The organism is Aquipseudomonas ullengensis, assembly GCF_014174475.1.
GTDB classification, from domain to species: domain Bacteria; phylum Pseudomonadota; class Gammaproteobacteria; order Pseudomonadales; family Pseudomonadaceae; genus Aquipseudomonas; species Aquipseudomonas ullengensis.
In genome coordinates, this window is sequence record NZ_JACJUD010000006.1 from 1 (window position 1) to 20,294 (window position 20,294).

Annotated in this window: 21 protein-coding genes; 9 read left to right on the top strand and 12 right to left on the bottom strand. The window is 63.5% G+C overall.

Annotation, left to right across the window (positions count from 1 at the left end):
- Nucleotides 1–409: 409 nt before the first annotated feature.
- Nucleotides 410–1,609, bottom strand: coding sequence for a tyrosine--tRNA ligase (tyrS, locus tag H3H51_RS16870; protein ID WP_183090240.1), 1,200 nt, complete (start codon nt 1,607–1,609; stop codon nt 410–412).
- Nucleotides 1,610–1,789: 180 nt separating this feature from the next.
- Here tyrS and H3H51_RS16875 point away from each other — a divergent pair, with 180 nt between their 5' ends.
- Together H3H51_RS16875 and H3H51_RS16880 are read left to right on the top strand one after the other, a co-directional pair.
- The gene (locus H3H51_RS16875; RefSeq protein ID WP_183090241.1) at nt 1,790–3,205 is read left to right on the top strand and encodes a peptidoglycan DD-metalloendopeptidase family protein; all 1,416 of its coding nucleotides are present in this window, start codon (nt 1,790–1,792) and stop codon (nt 3,203–3,205) included.
- 2 nt (nt 3,206–3,207) lie between these two features.
- Nucleotides 3,208–4,299, top strand: a complete 1,092-nt coding sequence (locus tag H3H51_RS16880) for an anhydro-N-acetylmuramic acid kinase (RefSeq protein ID WP_183090242.1) — start codon at nt 3,208–3,210, stop codon at nt 4,297–4,299.
- A gap of 61 nt (nt 4,300–4,360) precedes the next feature.
- On the opposite strand, the gene erpA is transcribed toward H3H51_RS16880, so the two are convergent.
- Together erpA and argC are read right to left on the bottom strand one after the other, a co-directional pair.
- Entirely contained in the window at nt 4,361–4,711 is a 351-nt protein-coding gene (gene erpA, locus H3H51_RS16885; RefSeq protein WP_183090243.1) for an iron-sulfur cluster insertion protein ErpA, read from the bottom strand.
- A gap of 172 nt (nt 4,712–4,883) precedes the next feature.
- The gene (argC, locus tag H3H51_RS16890) at nt 4,884–5,918 is read right to left on the bottom strand and encodes an N-acetyl-gamma-glutamyl-phosphate reductase (RefSeq protein ID WP_183090244.1); all 1,035 of its coding nucleotides are present in this window, start codon (nt 5,916–5,918) and stop codon (nt 4,884–4,886) included.
- Between the two features lie 135 nt (nt 5,919–6,053).
- Here argC and hemJ point away from each other — a divergent pair, with 135 nt between their 5' ends.
- From hemJ to H3H51_RS16910, 4 genes are all read left to right on the top strand, one after another.
- Nucleotides 6,054–6,479, top strand: a complete 426-nt coding sequence (hemJ, locus tag H3H51_RS16895) for a protoporphyrinogen oxidase HemJ (protein WP_183090245.1) — start codon at nt 6,054–6,056, stop codon at nt 6,477–6,479.
- 34 nt (nt 6,480–6,513) lie between these two features.
- Complete coding sequence (locus tag H3H51_RS16900; protein WP_183090246.1) at nt 6,514–7,476, top strand: NAD(P)H-dependent flavin oxidoreductase; 963 nt, start codon at nt 6,514–6,516, stop codon at nt 7,474–7,476.
- Between the two features lie 77 nt (nt 7,477–7,553).
- Nucleotides 7,554–8,537 (top strand): DUF805 domain-containing protein, encoded by a 984-nt coding sequence (locus H3H51_RS16905; protein WP_183090247.1) that lies wholly within the window; start codon nt 7,554–7,556, stop codon nt 8,535–8,537.
- 26 nt (nt 8,538–8,563) lie between these two features.
- Nucleotides 8,564–9,355 carry an SDR family NAD(P)-dependent oxidoreductase gene (locus H3H51_RS16910; RefSeq protein ID WP_183090248.1) on the top strand — a complete coding sequence of 264 codons (792 nt, stop codon included), beginning with the start codon at nt 8,564–8,566 and terminating at the stop codon, nt 9,353–9,355.
- A gap of 21 nt (nt 9,356–9,376) precedes the next feature.
- Here H3H51_RS16910 and H3H51_RS16915 read toward each other — a convergent pair whose 3' ends face one another.
- Entirely contained in the window at nt 9,377–10,858 is a 1,482-nt protein-coding gene (locus H3H51_RS16915; protein ID WP_183090249.1) for an AAA family ATPase, read from the bottom strand.
- Nucleotides 10,859–10,948: 90 nt separating this feature from the next.
- On the opposite strand from H3H51_RS16915, the gene H3H51_RS16920 reads away from it, so the two are divergent.
- Both H3H51_RS16920 and coq7 read left to right on the top strand, forming a co-directional pair.
- On the top strand, nt 10,949–11,287 hold the full coding sequence (locus H3H51_RS16920; protein WP_183090250.1) for a histidine triad nucleotide-binding protein: 339 nt from the start codon (nt 10,949–10,951) through the stop codon (nt 11,285–11,287).
- 92 nt (nt 11,288–11,379) lie between these two features.
- A complete protein-coding gene (coq7, locus tag H3H51_RS16925; RefSeq protein WP_183090251.1) occupies nt 11,380–12,027 on the top strand; it encodes a 2-polyprenyl-3-methyl-6-methoxy-1,4-benzoquinone monooxygenase in 648 nt (215 codons plus the stop codon).
- Between the two features lie 177 nt (nt 12,028–12,204).
- On the opposite strand, the gene speD is transcribed toward coq7, so the two are convergent.
- Together speD and H3H51_RS16935 are read right to left on the bottom strand one after the other, a co-directional pair.
- Entirely contained in the window at nt 12,205–12,999 is a 795-nt protein-coding gene (speD, locus tag H3H51_RS16930; RefSeq protein WP_183090252.1) for an adenosylmethionine decarboxylase, read from the bottom strand.
- Nucleotides 13,000–13,214: 215 nt separating this feature from the next.
- Nucleotides 13,215–13,640, bottom strand: coding sequence for an OsmC family protein (locus H3H51_RS16935; RefSeq protein WP_183090253.1), 426 nt, complete (start codon nt 13,638–13,640; stop codon nt 13,215–13,217).
- A gap of 238 nt (nt 13,641–13,878) precedes the next feature.
- On the opposite strand from H3H51_RS16935, the gene crp reads away from it, so the two are divergent.
- Nucleotides 13,879–14,523, top strand: a complete 645-nt coding sequence (gene crp, locus H3H51_RS16940) for a cAMP-activated global transcriptional regulator CRP (RefSeq protein WP_183090254.1) — start codon at nt 13,879–13,881, stop codon at nt 14,521–14,523.
- A gap of 77 nt (nt 14,524–14,600) precedes the next feature.
- Here the strand turns inward: crp and trpC are convergent, their stop codons facing one another.
- The 6 genes from trpC to rpe form a co-directional block, all read right to left on the bottom strand.
- Nucleotides 14,601–15,437 (bottom strand): indole-3-glycerol phosphate synthase TrpC, encoded by an 837-nt coding sequence (gene trpC / locus H3H51_RS16945; protein WP_183090255.1) that lies wholly within the window; start codon nt 15,435–15,437, stop codon nt 14,601–14,603.
- Nucleotides 15,434–16,483, bottom strand: coding sequence for an anthranilate phosphoribosyltransferase (gene trpD, locus H3H51_RS16950; protein WP_183090256.1), 1,050 nt, complete (start codon nt 16,481–16,483; stop codon nt 15,434–15,436). The genes trpC and trpD overlap by 4 nt, the downstream gene beginning before the upstream one ends.
- A gap of 1 nt (nt 16,484) precedes the next feature.
- Nucleotides 16,485–17,078 carry an aminodeoxychorismate/anthranilate synthase component II gene (locus tag H3H51_RS16955; RefSeq protein WP_183090257.1) on the bottom strand — a complete coding sequence of 198 codons (594 nt, stop codon included), beginning with the start codon at nt 17,076–17,078 and terminating at the stop codon, nt 16,485–16,487.
- Between the two features lie 13 nt (nt 17,079–17,091).
- On the bottom strand, nt 17,092–18,582 hold the full coding sequence (gene trpE / locus H3H51_RS16960) for an anthranilate synthase component I (protein WP_183090258.1): 1,491 nt from the start codon (nt 18,580–18,582) through the stop codon (nt 17,092–17,094).
- A gap of 91 nt (nt 18,583–18,673) precedes the next feature.
- Nucleotides 18,674–19,465, bottom strand: coding sequence for a phosphoglycolate phosphatase (locus tag H3H51_RS16965; protein ID WP_183090521.1), 792 nt, complete (start codon nt 19,463–19,465; stop codon nt 18,674–18,676).
- Between the two features lie 44 nt (nt 19,466–19,509).
- Nucleotides 19,510–20,184, bottom strand: a complete 675-nt coding sequence (rpe, locus tag H3H51_RS16970; protein WP_183090259.1) for a ribulose-phosphate 3-epimerase — start codon at nt 20,182–20,184, stop codon at nt 19,510–19,512.
- Nucleotides 20,185–20,294: the final 110 nt, after the last annotated feature.

The window sequence follows — 20,294 nt, forward strand, 5'->3', positions numbered from 1 at the left end:
ATTCAGTTGTTAAAGAGCGTTTCGATTAAGCCTTTCGTCTCAACCGAGGCCGCGCATTCTACAGCAGCCTTTCTTTCTGTCAACCAGTTTCGAAGAATTTTTCGTTTCCTCTCAACCGCTTGCACTTCCGATCCGCTTGCGCTTCACATCAGCGGGAGGCGAATTCTACAGCGTTCAAACTCGCTGTCAACCACCTCTTTTCAGCTTCTCCAGCCCTTTCGGGCCGAAGCACCGACAGGATCAAACCACCACCCTGCCAGCCCGGCGCATTCTACTCGAATCCGCCACCGGAGCAACCTTTATTTTCATCTAACTCATTGTTTATCAAGGAGTTTTCAGATCAGGCCGCGCCGGAAGAGGTGCGCATTATAGGCCCGCAAAACCTCCCGTCAACACCTTATTGAAAGCTTTATTCGGCTTTTAACGAGATACGAGCAAAAGCCTTCTTGCCGGCCTGGCAGACATGGGTCGAACCCAGCTTGAAGATGAACGCACGATCAACCACCTCGCCATCCACCTTCACCCCACCAGAACCCAGCAGATCACGAGCCCCAGCAGCGTTCTTGACCAGGCCTGCCTTATTAAGGACGAAGGAGATCGGCATATCTTCCGCCGACAGCAACTCGACCTCTGGCAGGTCTTCCGGCAGTTCACCATCCTTCATGCGGTTGCCCGCAGAGCGGTGCGCAGTAGCCGCAGCCTCTTCGCCGTGAAAGCGCGCCACAATCTCCTCAGCCAGCTTGATCTTGATGTCGCGAGGATTGGCGCCCTTCTCTATATCCACCTTGAACTGCTCGATCTCTTCCATGGAGCGAAAGCTCAGCAGCTCGAAATAACGCCACATCAGCGCATCGGGCATCGACACCAGCTTGTTGTACATGACGCCTGGCGCTTCCTGGATACCTATATAGTTGCCCAGCGACTTGGACATCTTCTTCACGCCGTCCAGCCCCTCAAGCAGCGGCATGGTAACGATGCACTGCGACTCCTGACCGTAGCCACGCTGCAACTCGCGCCCCATCAGCAGATTGAACTTCTGATCGGTACCGCCCAGCTCGACATCCGCACGCAACGCGACCGAGTCATAGCCCTGCACCAGCGGATAGAGGAACTCGTGAATGGCGATAGGCTGGTTACTGCTGTAACGCTTGTCGAAGTCATCGCGCTCGAGCATGCGCGCAACTGTGTATTGCGAGGTCAGGCGAATGAAGTCGGCCGGACCCATCGCATCCATCCAGGTGGAGTTGAAGGCCACTTCGGTCTTCGCTGGATCGAGGATCTTGAACACCTGAGTCTTGTAGGTTTCGGCGTTCTCCAGCACCTGCTCACGAGTCAGCGGCGGGCGCGTGGCGCTCTTGCCGCTCGGATCGCCGATCATGCCGGTGAAGTCGCCGATCAGGAAAATCACCTGATGGCCCAGCTCCTGGAACTGGCGCAGCTTATTAATAAGCACGGTATGACCTAGGTGCAGATCCGGTGCGGTTGGATCGAAACCCGCCTTGATCCGCAGCGGCTGGCCGCGCTTGAGTTTCGCGATCAGTTCCGCCTCGACCAGAACCTCTTCCGCACCGCGCTTGATCAGCGCCAGCTGCTCTTCAACCGACTTCATAACAGGACTCGTCGCCACTCAAAAACAAAAGGGAACCAACCATACAAGATCACTGACCAATTACAAGCTCTGCGCCTGGCGCATGCCACTGGGCCGATGCTTGGCCTGCAGGGTTGCCTATAGATAAATTTGATTATATTTTAGACAGTTAATGCATTCTTCCAAGAAACACCCTTAGCCATGACGCAATCTGTACCCAAAGCCCCGCCCTACTATCCGAGGAGCCACCTGCTGGCGGCCAGCGGCGTAGCGGCGCTGCTGAGCCTGGCCTTGCTGGTGTTCCCGTCGCGCGAAGTCGAGGCGAAGAAGACCTACTTGAGCCTGGAGCTGGATAACGGCTCCGAGCAACTGCTGCAGGAAAAAGACGATCTCCGACCAGGTCAAGCCTCCGGGGATATCGGCAGCTCGCCATTCAACGGCAGCGCCAACCTTAATAAAGACAGCGCCAACCAAGACGCGAACAAGACCGCAGCAGCGACTCCTCCCTCCGACCCTTTGCAGAAAACCGTTACCGTCGGCAATGGCGATACGCTGTCGACGGTGTTCGCGCGTGTCGGCCTGAGCGCAACGGATTTGCACGAAGCCCTGAACAGCAGCAAGGATGCCAAGCAGCTCAGCCGCCTGAAGATCGGCCAGGTGCTGGACTTCAAGCTGACTCCCGACGGCAAGCTGGACAACGTCCGCAGCAAGCTCAGCGACCTGGAAAGCATTGCCCTGAGCCGCACCGACAAGGGCTACAACTTCAAGCGCGAGCTGGTCAAACCAGACATGCGCACCGCCTACTCCCACGGCGTGATCAACAGCTCACTGTTCCTCTCGGCCAAACGTGCCGGCCTGTCGCATGACCTGACCATGGACTTGGCCAACGTCTTCGGCTACGACATCGACTTCGCTCTCGACATCCGCGAAGGCGACGAATTTGAAGTGATCTACGAAGAGCACGTGGTTAACGGCAAGCAGGTGGGTAACGGCGACATCCTCGCCGCCCGCTTCACCAACCGCGGCAAGACCTACACCGCCGTGCGCTACACCAGCAAACAGGGTGTAACCAGCTACTACAACGCCGACGGCAACAGCATGCGCAAGGCGTTCATCCGCACCCCGGTGGACTTCGCCCGTATCAGTTCGCGCTTCTCCATGGGCCGCCGCCACCCAATCCTGAACAAGATCCGCGCCCACAAAGGCGTCGACTATGCAGCCCCGCGTGGCACGCCGATCAAGGCGGCCGGGGATGGCAAGATCCTCCTCGCTGGCCGCCGCGGTGGCTACGGCAATGCGGTGATCATCCAGCACGGCAACAGCTATCGCACCCTCTACGGGCACATGCAGGGCTTCGCCAAAGGCATTCGTACTGGCGGCATGGTCAAGCAGGGGCAGATCATTGGCTACATTGGCACCACCGGCCTGTCGACCGGCCCGCACCTGCACTACGAGTTCCAGGTCAACGGCAAACACGTCGACCCGCTGAGCCAGAAGCTGCCGATGGCCGACCCCATCGCGCGCAACGAGAAACAACGCTTCATGCAACTGAGCCAGCCGCTGATGGCGCGCATGGATCAGGAAAAGGCCACGCAACTGGCCATGAACAAGCCCTGAGCATGCAGCGCTACCTGGGGGTAATGTCCGGCACCAGCCTTGATGGCCTGGACATTGCCCTGATCAGGCAAGATCAACGCCCCACCCTCCTCGCTCATCACTACATCCCGATGCCCGCCGAACTGCGCAGCGCCCTGCTTGCGCTGTGCGCCAGTGGCCCCGATGAGCTGGCGCGTGCCGCTATGGCCGAGCAGCAGTGGGTCGCACTGGCCGCCCAAGGCATTCACGACCTGCTGGCCCGCGAAGGACTGCATGCCAGTGATATCCAGGCGATTGGCAGCCACGGCCAGACGGTGCGCCACGAACCGGCCCGCAGCTTCACCATCCAGATTGGTAACCCGGCTCTGCTCGCCGAGCTGACTGGTATCTGCGTGGTCGCCGACTTTCGCCGTCGCGACGTAGCCGCTGGCGGCCAGGGCGCGCCACTGGTACCGGCGTTTCACGAAGCCCTGTTCGATGACAGCAAGCAGCCCCGCGCTGTGCTCAATATCGGTGGATTCAGCAACCTCAGCCTGATCGACCCGGAGCAGCCCGTACGCGGCTTCGACTGTGGGCCCGGCAACGTGCTGCTCGATGCCTGGATCCAGCAGGAAAATGGCGCGAGCTACGACCGCGACGGCGCCTGGGCTGCCAGCGGGGACCTGGATCAGGGCCTGCTACAGGTACTGCTTGGTGACCCGTTCTTCTGCGCACGCGGCCCCAAGAGCACCGGGCGCGAACTGTTCAACCTGGCCTGGCTGCAACAGCACCTTGCCGCCCTGCCTGCGATTGCGCCTGCCGACGTGCAACGCACCCTGCTGGAACTCACTGCACGCAGCATCGTCGACTCGTTGCAGCACGCCCAGCACGGCACAGCCGAACTGCTCGTCTGTGGCGGCGGCGCGCACAACGGCGCCCTGATGCGACGCTTGCAGGAGCTGCTGCCGGATTGCCACGTGGCCAGCACCGAAGCCCATGGCGTAGCACCTGACTGGATCGAAGCGATGGCCTTCGCCTGGCTGGCCCATTGCTGCCTGCACGGCATCCCGACCAATCGCCCCAGCGTGACCGGCGCTCGCGGCCTGCGCGTACTCGGCGCGATCTACCCCGCCTGAAGCCCAGCCCCAGAAACGAAAAAGCCGCGCAAATGCGCGGCTTTTTACTGGGTGATACCGGTCAGATCGAGAAGGACGAACCGCAACCGCAGGTAGTGCTGGCATTGGGGTTCTTGATCACGAAGCGCGAACCTTCCAGACCTTCCTGGTAGTCCACTTCGGCACCTGCCAGGTACTGGAAACTCATCGGGTCGACCACCAGGCTTACGCCCTCGCGCTCGACGATGGTGTCGTCATCCGCCACGTCTTCATCGAAGGTGAAACCGTACTGGAAGCCAGAGCACCCGCCGCCGGTCACGAACACACGCAATTTCAGGCGCTCGTTACCCTCTTCATCGACCAGGCTCTTCACCTTGTTCGCTGCCCCGTGGGTGAAAACCAAGGGGGTTGGAGTGAAGGTTTCGACGCTCATCTTGCTGCTCTCCCGGCGCCAGGCGCCATGTTACGTACTGCTGAGGCTAGGCATTATCCGCTTACCCGAGCAAATTGGTCAATTATTGTCCGACCGCACGCCCGGGCTCACTCGCCTGTAAATGGGTACCTGCAGCGGCGAAATCAAGCCTGGCGCCGCAAGCAGTTCACCCTTACGGCATCATCCCGGCGTGGGAAAGACCCAGGCGCTCATCGAGGCCGAACAGGATGTTCAGGTTCTGTACCGCCTGGCCGGAGGCGCCCTTGACCAGGTTGTCGATCACCGCCAGCACCACCACCAGCTCGCCGCCTTGCGGGCGATGCACGGCAATGCGGCAGACGTTGGCGCCGCGCACGCTGCGGGTTTCCGGATGGCTGCCGGCCGGCATCACATCGACGAAAGGCTCGTTGGCATAGCGCTTCTCGAACAAGGCCTGCAGGTCGACACCCCGGTCCGCCACGGTGGCGTAGAGGGTGGCATGGATGCCACGGATCATCGGCGCCAGGTGCGGCACGAAGGTCAGCCCCACCGGCCCGCCGGCGGCGCGGCGCAAGCCCTGGCTGATTTCCGGCAGGTGGCGGTGGCCCTTGACCGCATAGGCCATCAGACTTTCGCTGGTCTCGCACAGCAGCGAACCGACCTTGGCACCACGCCCGGCACCGCTGACACCAGAGGCGCAGTTGGCGATCAGGCGACCCGGCTCGGCCAGGCCAGCCTCCAGCAACGGGATCAAACCGAGCTGGGTGGCGGTCGGGTAGCAACCCGGCACGGCGATCAGGCGTGCGCCCTTGATCGCTTCGCGGTTGACCTCGGGCAGGCCATAGACCGCCTCGGGCAGCAGGTCTGGCGCGCCGTGCGGCTGGCCGTACCACTTGGCCCATTCCTCGGCATCCTGCAGGCGGAAGTCGGCGGACAGGTCGATGACCTTGGTGCCGGCAGCCAGCAGTTCGCCGGCCAGGGCATGGGCCACGCCGTGCGGAGTGGCGAAGAACACCACGTCGCAGGCGCCCAGGGTCGCCACGTCCGGCACGCTGAAGGCCAGGTTGTCGTAATGGCCGCGCAGGTTCGGGTACATGTCGGCAACCTTCACCCCGGCCTCGGAGCGCGAGGTGATGACCGCCACTTCAGCCTGTGGGTGCTGAGCCAGCAGGCGCAGCAATTCCACCCCGGTGTAGCCCGTGCCGCCGACAATACCAACCTTGACCATCAGATTTTCCTCGAAGCGAACCCAGAAAAGCTGTCGATGATAAGGCGCACCGGGGCTGCGGCCAACCTCAAAGGTGACGCGCGGGCCGACCTTTCACTACTATCGGCAGCAGAATCCGCGCTCAGGAACCGCTCGATGCTCTATCTGTGGGTCAAGGCCCTGCACATTATCGCCATGGTCTGCTGGTTTGCCGGCCTCTTCTACCTGCCCCGGCTGTTCGTCTATCACGCCCAGAGCGACGACGAGACCAGCCAGCAACGCTTCTGCGTGATGGAGCGCAAGCTCTATCGCGGCATCATGAATCCCTCGATGATCGCCACCCTCGTGCTCGGCGGCTCGCTGCTGTACCTCAACCCCGCCTGGCTGCAGATGGGCTGGCTGCACGCCAAGCTGCTGCTGGTAGCGCTGCTGATCGGCTACCACCATGTGTGCGGCGCCCAACTCAAGCGCTTCGCCCGCGGCGAGAACGCCCGTGGCCATGTGTTCTATCGCTGGTTCAATGAAATCCCGGTACTGTTCCTGCTGCTTATCGTCATTTTGGTGGTGGTGAAACCCTTCTAGGATCACCCACGCCACAACACTATGAGGAAGCCCCATGTCTCTGCCCGCCCTGCTTGATAAACGCCTGCGCCTGCCGGTAGTCGCTGCGCCGATGTTCCTGGTCTCTACCCCGCCATTGGTGCTGGCCTGCTGCCACAGCGGCGTGGTCGGCAGCTTCCCCGCCCTCAACCAGCGCGAAAGCAGTGGCTTCAAGGCCTGGCTGGAGGAGATCGAAGCAGGCCTGACAGCCGACTCCGCGCCCTACGCGGTCAACCTCATCGTGCATGGCAGCAACCCGCGCCTGCAGGCCGACCTGGCGATCTGCGTGGAGCACAAGGTGCCGGTGGTGATCACCAGCCTGGGCGCGGTGAAGGAAGTGGTGGATGCGGTGCACAGCTATGGCGGCCTGGTGTTCCATGACGTGACCACCCGCCGGCATGCCGAAAAAGCCGCCGAAGCCGGAGTCGATGGCCTGATTGCCGTGGCCGCCGGCGCCGGTGGCCATGCCGGCACCTGGAGCCCGTTCGCCCTGGTGGCGGAGATCCGTCAGTTCTTCGACAAGACCGTCCTACTGGCCGGCTGCCTCAACCACGGCCACGAGATTCTCGCCGCGCAACTGCTCGGTGCCGACCTGGCCTACCTTGGCAGCCGCTTTATCGCCACCCGCGAGAGCAATGCCGGTGAGGCGTACAAGCAGATGATCCTCGAAGCCAAGGCCGCCGACATCGTGCACACCCCGGCGGTGTCCGGCGTGCCAGCCAGCTTCATGCGCCAGAGTCTGACCGCGGCCGGCTATGATCTGCAGCAGCTGCAGAACAAGGGCGACATCAACTACGGCGAGAAACTCAAACCGATCAACGATGAAGCCAAGGCCTGGAAGACCGTGTGGTCTGCTGGCCAGGGGGTGGGCGGGATCGACGATCTGCCGAGCGTGGCCGAACTGGTCGCCCGCCTGGATGCCGAATACCGCGCGGCGGCAGCCCGCAGCGGGCAACTGGTGCAACACTGGCCACGTTGAGCCGCGGACTTGTCTAGCCGCTTTAGCGAACATTAGGCTGTAGCCAATCGACCATAAGAACCGACAGGGACGCATCGATGACACAAGCTCGTTTCAAGATCGTATTCAGCGGCGAACTGATGCCGGATATGGCACTGGATACCGTCAAGGACAACCTCGCGCAGCTCTTCAAGAGCAACCGCAGCCGGGTCGAATCGCTGTTCAGTGGCGCCAACGTGCCGATCAAGCGCGACCTGCCCGAGGATGAGGCGGACAAATACCTGATCGCCCTGCAGAACGCCGGCGCCAAGGTGCGCAAGGAGCCCGACCTGGCCGCCAGCCTGACCCTGGTGGACACGGAGACCCCGGAGCCCGCGCAAACGGTGGTCAGCATGAACTGCCCGAAATGCGGCCACACCCAGGCCAAGTCCAACGAATGCAGCGCCTGCGGCATCATCATCGACAAGTACCTGGCCCGCCAGGCGCAACTGGCCGCCAACCCGCCACCACAGCCGCAGCCCGCGGCCAGCGCCGACCCCTCGCCCTACTCCACGCCCAAGGCCCAGGTCGCCGAGGAGCTGTCGGACTATGCCGAGCTGAAGGTGTTCAGCGTCCAGGGCCGGATCGGCCGGGTGCGTTACCTGGGCTGGTCGGCCGCCCTGCTTTTCATCGCCATGATTGTCTATGGCCTGGTCATGGGCGCCATCGCCCTGTCTCCGACGCTGGGCATCATCCTCGCCATCCCGGCAGCCATCGCCACCATTGTGGTCAGTGTGCAGATCGGCGTGCAGCGCCTGCATGACCTCGGCTGGTCCGGCTGGCTCTGGCTGCTCAACTTCGTCCCAGTGATTGGCAGCGTATTGGCCCTGCTCCTGCTCGTCGTACCGGGCAACACCGGCGCCAACCGCTACGGCCCGCCGCCACCGCCAAACAGCCGCGGCGTGGTTGCCCTGGCCTGGAGCATGCTGCTGATTCCGATCCTCGGCATCCTCGCCGCCATCGCCATCCCCTCCTACCAGGACTACACCGAGCGCGCCGAGCAGGCGCAGCACACGGACTCCGCCACGACTATCGAGGAGTAACCGGTGAGCCAGCCAAAGGAGCACGCATGAGCGGTTACGCGCTGATCACCGGGGCCTCGGGTGGCCTGGGCCTGGCCCTGGCCGAAGCGCTGGCCCGGCGCGGGCACAAGCTGATTCTGGTCGCCCGCCAACGCGAGGCCCTGGAAAGCGTGGCCTGCGAGCTGAGCCAGCGCTTCGGCGTCGAAGCGCTGTTCCGCGTCTGCGACCTCAGCCAGCCGATGCAGGTCAGCGGCCTGATCCAGGAACTGGAACAGGGTGAGCGGCGCATCGACCTGCTGGTGAACAACGCCGGCATCGGCAGCGCCGGCCTGTTCACCGAGCTGGATTGGGGTCGAGAGCAGCAGCTGATCGAGCTCAACGTGCTGGCCCTGGCGCGCCTGTGCCATGCCATCGGCCAAGGCATGGTCGCCCAGGGTGGCGGGCAGATCCTCAACGTCGCCTCGCTGGCTGCCTTCCAGCCAGGCCCGCTGATGAGCAACTACTTCGCCAGCAAGGCCTATGTGCTGAGCCTGTCCGAGGGTTTGCGCAACGAACTGGCGCCCCACGGGGTGAAGGTTTCCGTGCTGTGCCCGGGGCCGGTTGCGACCGGTTTCTTCCGCAATGCGGCGATCCGCTCCAGCGGGCTGGAACGCCAGCAGTTGCTGGCCAGTCCAGAGGAAATCGCCCTGATCGCCGTGCGCGGCCTGGACAAGAACCGCGCGATCATCATTCCCGGCTGGCGCAACCGCCTGGTGCCACCGCTGCTGCGCCTGGCGCCCCGTGCACTGGTGCGGCGGATCGCCATGCGCATGATCCGCCCACTGCTCCCCCGCGAGTAACCCCGCACACGGCACGCCGGTTCAGCCGGCGTTGACCGTGCGTCCATCCGCCCACGCGCGCAGCTCGGCCAGGTCCTCGGCCATCACCACCGACAACGGCGCAGTGCTCTGAATGTTCTGCAACAACAACGCCTGATCCACCGGCTGCTGGCGCGCCTGCGCCGCATACAGGCCGCTGACCACCACTTGCTCGATCTCCGCCCCGGAGAACCCAGCGCAGGCGTCGGCCAACTGCTTGAGATCGAATTGCGCCGGGTCCAATTCGCGCCGCCGCAGGTGAATGGCGAAGATGTCCGCACGCACAGTCGCATCCGGCAGGTCGACGAAGAACAGCTCGTCGAAGCGCCCCTTGCGCACCAGCTCTGGCGGCAACCGCTGGATGGCGTTGGCCGTGGCGACCATGAACACCGGCGCCGTGCGTTCGGCCATCCAGGTCAGCAGGGTGCCGAGCACGCGCTGGCTCACCCCGTCATCGTGCTCGCCACTGGCCAGCCCCTTCTCCAGCTCATCCATCCACAACACGCAGGGCGCCATCTGCTCGGCCAGCTTGAGCGCCTCACGCAGGTTGCGTTCGGTCTCGCCGAAGAACTTGTTGTACAGGCAGGCGAAGTCCAGGCGCAGCAGCGGCAGGCCCCAGAGCCCGGCAACGGCCTTGGCCGCCAGGCTCTTGCCGCCGCCCTGCACGCCGACCAGCAACACGCCCTTGGGCATGTCCGTGGACTTGCCGCTGACGAAGATTTCCTCCCGCTCGCCCAGCCAGCGCTTGAAGTTGTGCAAACCACCGACCTCGGCAAAGCGCGCGGTGTCGTACTCGAAACTGAGCACGCCTTCGAGGTCGAGCAGCTTGAACTTGGCCTTGTTCAGCTCCGGCAGGTCTTCCTGGGTGATCGCGCCGTCGTCGCAGATCACGTTGCGCGCCAGTGCCCGCGCCTCGGCGTGGCTCATGCCGCGCAGGTTCTTCACCACCTGCTGCAGGGTGCGATTATCGGTACGCACCCGCGCGCCGCGGTTGCGCTCGCTCCAGCGCGTGGCCTCTTCGCGCACGATGCTCAGCAGTTCTTCCTCGGTCGGCAGCGCCAGGCTAAAGCGCGCGGCGTAGCGCTGCACTTCCGCCGGCAGCTTGAGCGCGTGGGACACCAATGCCAGCGTCGGCTTGTTCGGCGCCTCGCTCATCGCCACTTCCTTGAGCAACCGCACCAGCTTGGGGTTGTCGACCAGGAACGGATGTAGGTCGCACATCACATAGAGATTGGGCGTGGGGTCCGCCTTGATCAGGCGCAGTGCCTGCTCCGGTTCACGACTGTCCAGCTCGCCCACCGGCTCGCCGCCAAAGGCCAGGCGCTGCAGGCCTTCGGTCACCGACCAGGTGTAAATGCCCAGGCCGCGCTTGATCGCCAGGGCCGTCAGGGTCTCCAGCACCCGCGCCTCGTCCCAGGACTCGACTGCCACCAGCTTGACCCTGGAATCGAGCACCAGCCCCAGATCATGAATATCGTTCTTCACACTCACTCCTTGTGAAACCGGCCCAGGCTGGCCGGGGTAGATAGGCGCCACTACACTGCCAGCTTACCGAAACTCGTAAGAGGAAAGCCCGTGGACTGCCTGTTCTGCAAGATCGTCGCCGGTGTCATTCCCGCCCGCAAGATTTACGAAGACGACCAGGTGCTCGCCTTCCACGATATCGGCCCGCAGGCACCCGTGCACTTCCTGGTGATCCCCAAGCGCCACATCAGCACGCTCAATGACCTGGGTGAAGACGATCGCCCGCTGGCCGGGCATATCCTCTTCACCGCCCAGCGCCTGGCCAAGGAACTGGGCTGCGATGCAGGCTTTCGCGTGGCGATGAACTGCAATGAGCTGGGCGGGCAGACCGTCTACCACATCCACATGCATGTACTCGGGCAACGGCAGATGAACTGGCCACCGGGCTAACGCCTCCCCTGGCCCCGCGGCCTCTTGTCGCCGGTCAATTTTCTGCCCGGCTGTTCAGGTAAACTGCCGGCATGCTTTCCGTGGAGATGGCCATGAGCAACGAACGCCAGTTTTCCCCCGTCGACCGCCTGCTGATGCAGGCCGATGCGGCCATGCGCACCCTGCTGCCCTTCAGTGGCGCACCCGCTCGCCCTTCGCCGGCCGTGCTGCAGAACGAAGCGCAGATGAGCGAGGAAGAAACCCGCCATGTCGCCGGGCTGATGCGCATCAACCACACTGGCGAGGTCTGCGCCCAGGCGCTGTATCAGGGCCAGGCGCTGACCGCCAAGCTGCCGCAGGTGCGCAAGGCCATGGAGCATGCCGCCGATGAAGAGGTAGATCACCTAGCCTGGTGCGAACAGCGCATCCGCGAGCTGGGCAGCCACCCGAGCGTGCTCAATCCGCTGTTCTACGGCTTGTCGTTCGGCGTCGGCGCGGTCGCCGGGCTGATCAGCGACAAAGTCAGCCTGGGCTTCGTCGCCGCCACCGAGGATCAGGTGGTCAAGCACCTGGACGAGCACCTCGAGCAGATCCCCCTGGATGACGCCAAGACCCGCGCGATCCTGCAGCAAATGCGCGACGACGAAGAGCAGCACGCCACCAGTGCCCTCGAGGCCGGCGGCCTGCGCTTTCCCGCACCGGTGAAGTTCGGCATGAGCCTGTTGTCCAAGGTGATGACCAAGAGCACCTATCGGATTTAAAACAACAGACATGAAAAAGGGCGCCAATCGGCGCCCTTTTTCTTTACCACCACAAATACCTGCTTGCATCTGTGCCGCTTGACCTGGATTCCCGCCTGCGCGGGAATGACGGTGCTGCTACCCAGCCAAAACAGTCATCCCCGCGCAGGCGGGGATCCAGTGCACGGACTCGAGGTCTCAGCGCGGCATGTTGCGCGCGTAGAAGATCTCCAGCATCTCGTGCCGCACCCGCTCTTCCACCTGCTTGCGCTGCTCGGCGCTGAGGTTGCGGGTGGCGTCGCCGAACAGGTAGTTGTCCAGTTCGAAGTCCTTGAGCAGCATCTTGGTGTGGAACAGGTTCTCCTGGTACACGTTGACGTCCGTCATCTGATAGGCGTCCTGGGTGTCGTCGGAGAGGTAGTTCTGGATCGAGTTGATCTCGTGGTCGATGAAGTGCTTCTTACCTTGCACGTCGCGGGTGAAGCCACGCACGCGGTAGTCGACCGTAACGATGTCCGAGTCGAACTGGTGGATCAGGTAGTTGAGCGCCTTCAGCGGCGAAATCACCCCGCAGGTCGACACGTCGATATCCACGCGGAACGTCGCGATACCTTCGACCGGATGAATCTCCGGGTAGGTGTGTACGGTGATGTGGCTCTTGTCGAGGTGCGCCAGGATGGTATCCGGCAGCGGCCCCGGTGATTCCTCGATCTGGCTGGCGGTGGGTTCCACCGGCTGTTCGGAGATCAGGATGGTCACGCTGGCGCCTTGTGGGTCGTAGTCCTGACGGGCAATGTTCAGGATATTGGCGCCGATGATGTCGACAACATCGGTGAGGATCTGCGTCAGGCGCTCGGCGTCGTACTCGGTGTTGATGTACTGGACGTAGGCCTGCTGGTCTTCCGGCGTTTCCGCGTAGCAGATGTCATAGATGTTGAAGCTCAAGGTCTTCGTCAGGTTATTGAACCCGTGGAGCTTGAGTTTGCTTTTCACCGTTGGAGATTCTCTTTGTGGATGCGGCTCTGCCGCGTGATCGAGCATGCCCGTCAACTGCGAACGACACAGCTGCGTAGGACGGTTAACACCTCTTCGCGATGGCGATATGGGTAAGGTTTGGGGCGCTGGCCAGCCCCGAAAAAAGGCCGCGCATTATGCAGAGCGACGGCGCCGACTGCCAGAGTCTGCGCCGTCTTTATGAGCGTCGTGTGTCAGACGCCCAGCTCGATTATTTCGTAATCGTGGGTGATCTCCACGCCGGCGCGGCCAAGCATGATCGAGGCCGAGCAGTACTTCTCCGCCGACAGCTCCACCGCGCGCTTGACCTGGGCTTCCTTGAGCCCACGGCCCTTGACCACGAAGTGCAGGTGGATTTTGGTGAACACCTTGGGATCTTCGTCGGCGCGCTCGGCTTCGAGGAAGGCTTCGCAGCTCTCCACCGGCTGACGCGACTTCTTGAGGATGCTGACCACATCGAAGTTGCTGCAGCCACCCAGGCCGATCAGCAGCATTTCCATGGGGCGTACGCCGAGATTGCGACCGCCAGCCTCGGGCGGACCGTCCATCACCACCACGTGACCGCTACCGGATTCGCCAAGGAACATGGCCTCGCCGGCCCATTGAATGCGCGCTTTCATCGCCAGGACTCCACTGCCAAAAAGGGGCGCGTAGCTTATCACAGGCCTCTGCGCCGCCCCTCCCGGACAGAACCGCGGAGTTTAGTGACAGCCAGTGTTAGCTACGTCGCAAATCGGCTTGCCCGACCGGTCCGGTCTGTTAAGCTGGCCGCGGATAACTGGCACACTTGTTCGGATAACTAAATAAAAAAACGCCTGTGGACAAAGGCTTACTCTTTTTTCTTTTCGGGACTCGGGCATGGTCGCTATTACCCTCACACCAAAAATCAAGAATCTCGACAAACTCCTCGCGCATTGCCATCGCCGCCGCTACACCGCGAAAAGCACCATCATCTATGCGGGCGATCGCTGCGAAACCCTGTTCTTCATCATCAAAGGCTCCGTCACCATCCTGATCGAGGACGACGACGGCCGTGAAATGATCATCGCCTACCTCAATCCCGGCGACTTCTTCGGCGAGATGGGTCTGTTCGAGAAGGAAGGCACCGAGAAAGAACGCAGTGCCTGGGTACGTGCCAAGACCGAGTGTGAAGTGGCGGAGCTGAGCTACACCAAGTTCCGCGAGCTGACCCTGCAAGACCCGGAAATCATGATTGCCCTGGGCAGCCAGATGGCCGAACGCCTGCGCAACACCACGCGCAAGGTCGGCGACCTGGCCTTCCTCGACGTTACCGGCCGTGTCGCGCGCACCCTGCTCGACCTGTGCAAGCAGCCAGACGCCATGACCCATCCGGATGGCATGCAGATCAAGATCACCCGCCAGGAAATCGGCCGCATCGTCGGCTGCTCGCGCGAGATGGTCGGGCGTGTACTGAAGAGCCTGGAGGAACAGGGTCTGGTGCATGTCAAAGGCAAGACCATGGTGGTCTTCGGCACCCGCTGACGGACTGCTGCCTGGCGAAAGCTTCTGCCAGGCACAAAAAAGCCCGCCAATCGGCGGGCTTTTTTATTGGCCGGCGATCAGTCCGGGTCGGCGCCCAGCACCACGCGTCCTTTCTCCGGGAAGAACAGCCGGCGCAGCTCGTTGCCAGGCTCCTCGGCACGCATGAACGCCTCGCCCACGAGGAAGGCATACACCTCGCTGATTTCCATCAGCTCGACATCGGCGCGGTTGAGAATGCCACTCTCAGTGATCACCAGGCGGTCGCGCGGAATGCGCGGCAGCAGGTCGAGGGTGTTTTCCAGGCTGACTTCGAAGGTGTGCAGGTTGCGGTTGTTGATACCTACCAGCGGCGTATCCAGCACCGTCAGCGCGCGCTCCAGCTCGTCGCCATCGTGCACTTCCACCAGCACATCGAGGCCGACATCCTTGGCGGTCGCGGCCAGCTCGGCCATGCGCACGTCATCCAGCGCGGAGACGATCAACAGCACGCAGTCGGCGCCCAGGGCCCGGGCTTCGACGATCTGGTACGGGTCGACCATGAAGTCCTTGCGGATCACCGGCAGCGCACAGGCGGCACGCGCCTGCTGCAGGTACTCGTCGGCGCCCTGGAAGAAGTCGATATCGGTCAGCACCGACAGGCAGGTGGCGCCGCCGGCCTCGTAGCTCTTGGCGATCTGTGCCGGCACGAAGTCCTCGCGCAGCACGCCCTTGCTCGGCGAAGCCTTCTTGATTTCCGCGATCACCGCCGGCTGCTTGCGCGCCGCCTGTTCCAGCAGGGCACGGGCAAAGCCGCGTGGGGCATCGGCGATACGGGCCTGCGCTTCGACCTCGGAAAAACTGACGCGCGCCCTGCGCTCGGCCACTTCCTCGAACTTGCGGGCGATGATTTTCTCCAGCACGGTAGGCAGACTCATGCCTGGTTCTCCACTCGATAAACCGCGGTAAAGGACGCCAGCTCCGACAGCTTCTCCAGCGCCAGCCCCGTGTGCAATGCATCATGGGCGAGCGCCACGCCCTGCGCCAGGCTGCTGGCCAGGTCGGCGGCATACAGCGCCGCGCCGGCGTTGAGCACGATCATGTCGGCGGCCTTCTGGCCGTTCTCGGTGCGGCGCTTGCCCAGCGCATCGCGAATCAGCTCCAGCGAAGCCTGCGGGCCGTCGACCGTGAGGCCGATCAGGCTCTGGCTCTTGATGCCGAAATCCTCCGGCTGTACCTGGTATTCACTGACCACGCCATCCTTGAGTTCGGCGACGTGTGTGGGCGCGGCCAGGCTGAACTCGTCCAGCCCGTCGCGCGAGTGCACCACCAGGATGTGCGTGCTGCCCAGGCGCTTGAGCACCTCGGCCAACGGCCGGCACAGCGCCTGGTTGAACACGCCGATCACCTGATGACGCACGCCGGCCGGGTTGGTCAGCGGGCCGAGCATGTTGAACAGGGTGCGCTGGCCCAACTCACGACGCGGGCCGGCGGCATAGCGCATGGCCTTGTGGTGCGACTGGGCGAACATGAAGCCGACACCGACGTGCTCGATGCAGCGCGCCACCTGCTCGGGCTGCAGATCGAGGTAGATGCCGGCCGCTTCGAGCAGGTCGGCACTGCCACTCTTGCCCGACACCGCGCGATTGCCATGCTTGGCCACCTTGCCGCCCGCCGCCGCCACCACGAAGGTGGCCGCCGACGACACGTTGAAGATGTTCGCGCCGTCGCCACCGGTACCGACCACATCGACCACGTGGTCCAGGTTGCTCAGTTCGACCTTGGCGGCCAGCTCGCGCATTACCGACACGGCACCGACGATCTCGTCGATGCTCTCGCTCTTCATGCGCATGCCCATGAGGAAGGCACCGATCTGCGCGTCGGTGCACTGCCCGGTCATGATCTCGCGCATCACGTCCTGCATTTCCTCGGTGCTCAGGTCCAGGGAGTTGACCACCCGGCCGAGGGCTTCCTTGATATCCATGTCAGCGCACCCCGCCTTGCTGTCGGAGGAAATTGGCGAACAGCTCGTGCCCCTGCTCGGTGAGGATGGATTCCGGGTGGAACTGCACGCCCTCGATGTTCAGGGTCTTGTGGCGCAAGCCCATGATCTCGTCGACCGAGCCATCGGCATGCTGGGTCCAGGCGGTGACTTCCAGGCACTCGGGCAGGGTTTCGCGCTTCACGATCAGCGAGTGATAGCGGGTCACGGTCAGCGGATGGTTCAGGCCGTTGAACACGCCCAGGTCTTCATGGAACACCGGGCTGGTCTTGCCGTGCATGGCCTGGCGCGCACGCACCACGTCGCCGCCGAAGGCCTGGCCGATGCTCTGGTGGCCGAGGCACACCCCGAGGATTGGCAGCTTGCCGGCGAAGTGCAGGATGGTCTCGATGGACACCCCGGCCTCGGTCGGCGTGCACGGACCGGGCGAGACCACGATGCGCTCGGGCTTCAGCGCCTCGATCTCGGCGACCGTCAGCTCATCGTTACGGATCACGTGGACGTCGGCACCCAGCTCGCCCAGGTACTGCACCACGTTGTAGGTAAAGGAGTCGTAGTTATCGATCATCAGCAGCATGGTAGGGGCTCCCTTACTTCTTGGCCGCAGGTACGGACTGTTCGGCGAGGCTGACCGCGCGGAACATGGCACGACGCTTGTTCAGGGTCTCTTCCCACTCCAGGGCCGGCTGTGAGTCGGCAACGATGCCGGCCCCTGCTTGAACGTGCAGTTCGCCGTCCTTGATCACCGCGGTGCGGATGGCAATCGCGGTGTCCATGTTGCCGTTCCACGCCAGGTAACCCACGGCGCCGCCGTAGACACCGCGTTTGACCGGCTCCAGCTCGTCGATGATTTCCATCGCACGGACCTTCGGCGCCCCGCTGAGGGTGCCCGCCGGCAGAATGGCACGCAGCGCGTCCATGGCCGACAGCCCTTGCTTGAGCTGGCCAGTGACGTTGGAAACGATGTGCATGACGTTGGAATAGCGCTCGATGACCATCTTCTCGGTGACCTTCACCGAGCCGGTGCTGGCGACGCGGCCGACATCGTTGCGGCCCAGGTCGATCAGCATCAAGTGCTCGGCCAGTTCCTTGGCGTCGGACAGCAGGTCCTTCTCCAGTTCCACATCGGCCTCTTCCGTGGCCCCGCGCGGGCGGGTGCCGGCGATCGGGCGCACGGTGATCAGGTTGTCCTCGACGCGCACCAGCACTTCCGGCGAGCTGCCGACCACATGGAAGTCGCCGAAGTTGAAGAAGTACATGTACGGCGTCGGGTTGATGCAGCGCAGCGCGCGGTAGAGGTCGATCGGCGCCGCCTGGAACGGGATCGACATGCGCTGGGAAATCACCACCTGCATGCAGTCGCCGGCGAGGATGTATTCCTTGATCGCCAGCACAGCGGCCTCGTAGTCGTCGCGCTTGAAGCTGGAGACGAAATCCGGTTCGGCACCCGCCGGCGCGGCCAGGTCGACGCCCAGGCGCGGGGTGATCGGCTGGCGCAGCTGGTCCAGCAGTTGGCCGAGGCGCGCCTGGCCTTGCTCGAAGGCATCGGCAGCGGCCGGATCGGCGAGCACGATGGCGTGCATCTTGCCCGCCAGGTTGTCGAACACCACCACGGCGTCGGACACCATTAGCAGGATATCCGGGGTGCCCAGCGGGTCCGGGTTGGGGCTGGCGCCGAGTTTCTTCTCGACGTAACGCACGCTGTCATAGCCGAAGTAACCGACCAGGCCACCGTTGAAGCGCGGCAGGCCGCCTAAGGTCGGTACGTTGTAGCGGGCCTTGAACTGCTCGACGAAATCCAGCGGATCGGCGCACTCATGGCGCTCCACCTCGACCCCGTCGACGCTGACACTGACCGTGTGGCCGTAGGCGCGCAGCACGGTGCGGGCCTGCAGGCCGATGATCGAGAAGCGCCCCCATTTCTCACCGCCCTGCACGGACTCGAGCAGGTAGGTGTTGGGCGCATCGGCCAGTTTCAGGTAGATCGACAGCGGGGTGTCGAAGTCGGCGAGGGTTTCGAAAGCAAGCGGAATGCGGTTGTAGCCGTCAGCGGCCAAACGCAGGAATTCGTCGCGGGTCATGATCAATCAGCCTCATGGCCGGAAGCCTGTGGGCGTCCGGTAAGCAAAACACTGGGGTAGCAAACACGCCGGCGGGCCGGCCAAAAATCGATCAGGCGCGCCAACGCCAGCGGGCCAGGGCCTTGATGATTTTCATGTTGGCAAGATTGAGCCAGTGTTTGCAGGGAACCGCCACGGTGCGCTCTCTCGGCTGCGGGTATTGGGAGGGGTTCGCCGACATTAGCGTAGCCTCGTCCTCCAGGCAACCACCCGGCAGCAGCTGGCGCAGGTCATCGAGCACCAGCTCCGGTTGCTCCTCGGCAATCGGCCGCCCGTGGTTGTAGCCATAGGACAGCCCCACGCACGGCACACTGGCGGCGCGGGCGGCGAGTACGTCGTTGCGCGAGTCGCCGACGAACAGCGCGTGCTGCGCCTCGACGCCAGCCAGGCGCATTACATGCAGCAGCGCGGCCGGGTCGGGCTTCTGCTGCGGCAGGGTGTCGCCGCCAATGATCCAGCGGAAGTAGCGACCGAGCTTCATCTCGTCCAGCAAGGGGGCGACAAAGCGCTCCGGCTTGTTGGTGATCAGCGCCAGCTCCACCCCCTGCTTCTTCAGCCACTTGAGGGTCGCGGTGACGCCCGGGTAGACGCTGCTCAGGTGATGGCTGCCGGCATAGGCCTGGTTGAACAGCTCCAGCGCCTGCTCGGTGTCCGCATCACTCACGGCGGCATGTTCGATGCTGCCGGCCAGGGCGCGGCGCACCAGCACGCGGGCACCGTTGCCAACCCAGTCGCGCACCTGCTCAACCCCGGCTGCCGGACGATCGAGCTGGCCGAGCATGCGGTCGATGGCCGCTGCCAGGTCCGGCACCGAGTCGACCAGCGTGCCGTCCAGGTCGAACATCACCAGGCGCGGCAGGCGGCCGTCGTAGAGGCCGTGCAGCAGGGTCACGCGCGCACCTGGGCCAGCTCGGCGCGCATGGCGTCGATCACCGCTTTGTAGTCCGGCTGGTTGAAGATCGCCGAGCCGGCAACGAAGGTATCGGCGCCTGCCGCGGCGATTTCGCGGATGTTGTTGACGTTGACCCCGCCGTCGATCTCCAGGCGGATATCGCGGCCGGACGCATCGATCAGCGCCCGCGCTTCGCGCAGCTTATCGAGGGTGCCAGGGATGAACTTCTGCCCGCCGAAGCCGGGGTTGACGCTCATCAGCAGGATCATGTCGACCTTGTCCATCACGTACTTCAGCGCATCCAGCGAGGTCGCCGGGTTGAACACCAGGCCGGCCTTGGCGCCACCGTCGCGGATCAGCTGCAGCGAGCGGTCGATGTGCTGGCTGGCTTCCGGGTGGAAGGTCACGTAGGTGGCGCCGGCGTCGATGAAGTCGCCAATGATGCGATCAACCGGAGAGACCATCAGGTGCGCGTCGATCGGCGCGGTGATGCCGTACTTGCGCAGTGCCGCGCAGACCATCGGGCCGATGGTCAGGTTGGGCACGTAGTGGTTGTCCATCACGTCGAAGTGGACGATGTCGGCGCCGGCGGCGAGAACCTTGTCGACTTCTTCACCCAGGCGGGCGAAATCGGCGGACAGAATCGACGGAGCGATGGCGAAGGGTTGCATGACGACCTCAGAGCTTGAATCACGGTGGCGCGATTGTAGCCTGAGTCGCCGTCAGAGGCAGTTGTCGTATGTCAGGGAGCGGCCCTCTCCGACGGGAGAGGGCCATGCAC

Bases quoted from the DNA above. Each gene is read 5' to 3' on its own strand.
- coq7 (WP_183090251.1), top strand. From the start codon at position 11,380: ATGAGCAACGAACGCCAGTTTTCCCCCGTCGACCGCCTGCTGATGCAG.
- trpC (WP_183090255.1), bottom strand. From the start codon at position 15,437: ATGAGTCTGCCTACCGTGCTGGAGAAAATCATCGCCCGCAAGTTCGAG.
- H3H51_RS16905 (WP_183090247.1), top strand. From the start codon at position 7,554: ATGACACAAGCTCGTTTCAAGATCGTATTCAGCGGCGAACTGATGCCG.
- tyrS (WP_183090240.1), bottom strand. From the start codon at position 1,609: ATGAAGTCGGTTGAAGAGCAGCTGGCGCTGATCAAGCGCGGTGCGGAA.
- erpA (WP_183090243.1), bottom strand. From the start codon at position 4,711: ATGAGCGTCGAAACCTTCACTCCAACCCCCTTGGTTTTCACCCACGGG.
- H3H51_RS16900 (WP_183090246.1), top strand. From the start codon at position 6,514: ATGTCTCTGCCCGCCCTGCTTGATAAACGCCTGCGCCTGCCGGTAGTC.
- H3H51_RS16910 (WP_183090248.1), top strand. From the start codon at position 8,564: ATGAGCGGTTACGCGCTGATCACCGGGGCCTCGGGTGGCCTGGGCCTG.
- crp (WP_183090254.1), top strand. From the start codon at position 13,879: ATGGTCGCTATTACCCTCACACCAAAAATCAAGAATCTCGACAAACTC.
- argC (WP_183090244.1), bottom strand. From the start codon at position 5,918: ATGGTCAAGGTTGGTATTGTCGGCGGCACGGGCTACACCGGGGTGGAA.
- H3H51_RS16875 (WP_183090241.1), top strand. From the start codon at position 1,790: ATGACGCAATCTGTACCCAAAGCCCCGCCCTACTATCCGAGGAGCCAC.
- H3H51_RS16965 (WP_183090521.1), bottom strand. From the start codon at position 19,465: ATGTTCGACCTGGACGGCACGCTGGTCGACTCGGTGCCGGACCTGGCA.
- trpE (WP_183090258.1), bottom strand. From the start codon at position 18,582: ATGACCCGCGACGAATTCCTGCGTTTGGCCGCTGACGGCTACAACCGC.
- H3H51_RS16935 (WP_183090253.1), bottom strand. From the start codon at position 13,640: ATGAAAGCGCGCATTCAATGGGCCGGCGAGGCCATGTTCCTTGGCGAA.
- rpe (WP_183090259.1), bottom strand. From the start codon at position 20,184: ATGCAACCCTTCGCCATCGCTCCGTCGATTCTGTCCGCCGATTTCGCC.
- H3H51_RS16880 (WP_183090242.1), top strand. From the start codon at position 3,208: ATGCAGCGCTACCTGGGGGTAATGTCCGGCACCAGCCTTGATGGCCTG.
- H3H51_RS16955 (WP_183090257.1), bottom strand. From the start codon at position 17,078: ATGCTGCTGATGATCGATAACTACGACTCCTTTACCTACAACGTGGTG.
- hemJ (WP_183090245.1), top strand. From the start codon at position 6,054: ATGCTCTATCTGTGGGTCAAGGCCCTGCACATTATCGCCATGGTCTGC.
- trpD (WP_183090256.1), bottom strand. From the start codon at position 16,483: ATGGATATCAAGGAAGCCCTCGGCCGGGTGGTCAACTCCCTGGACCTG.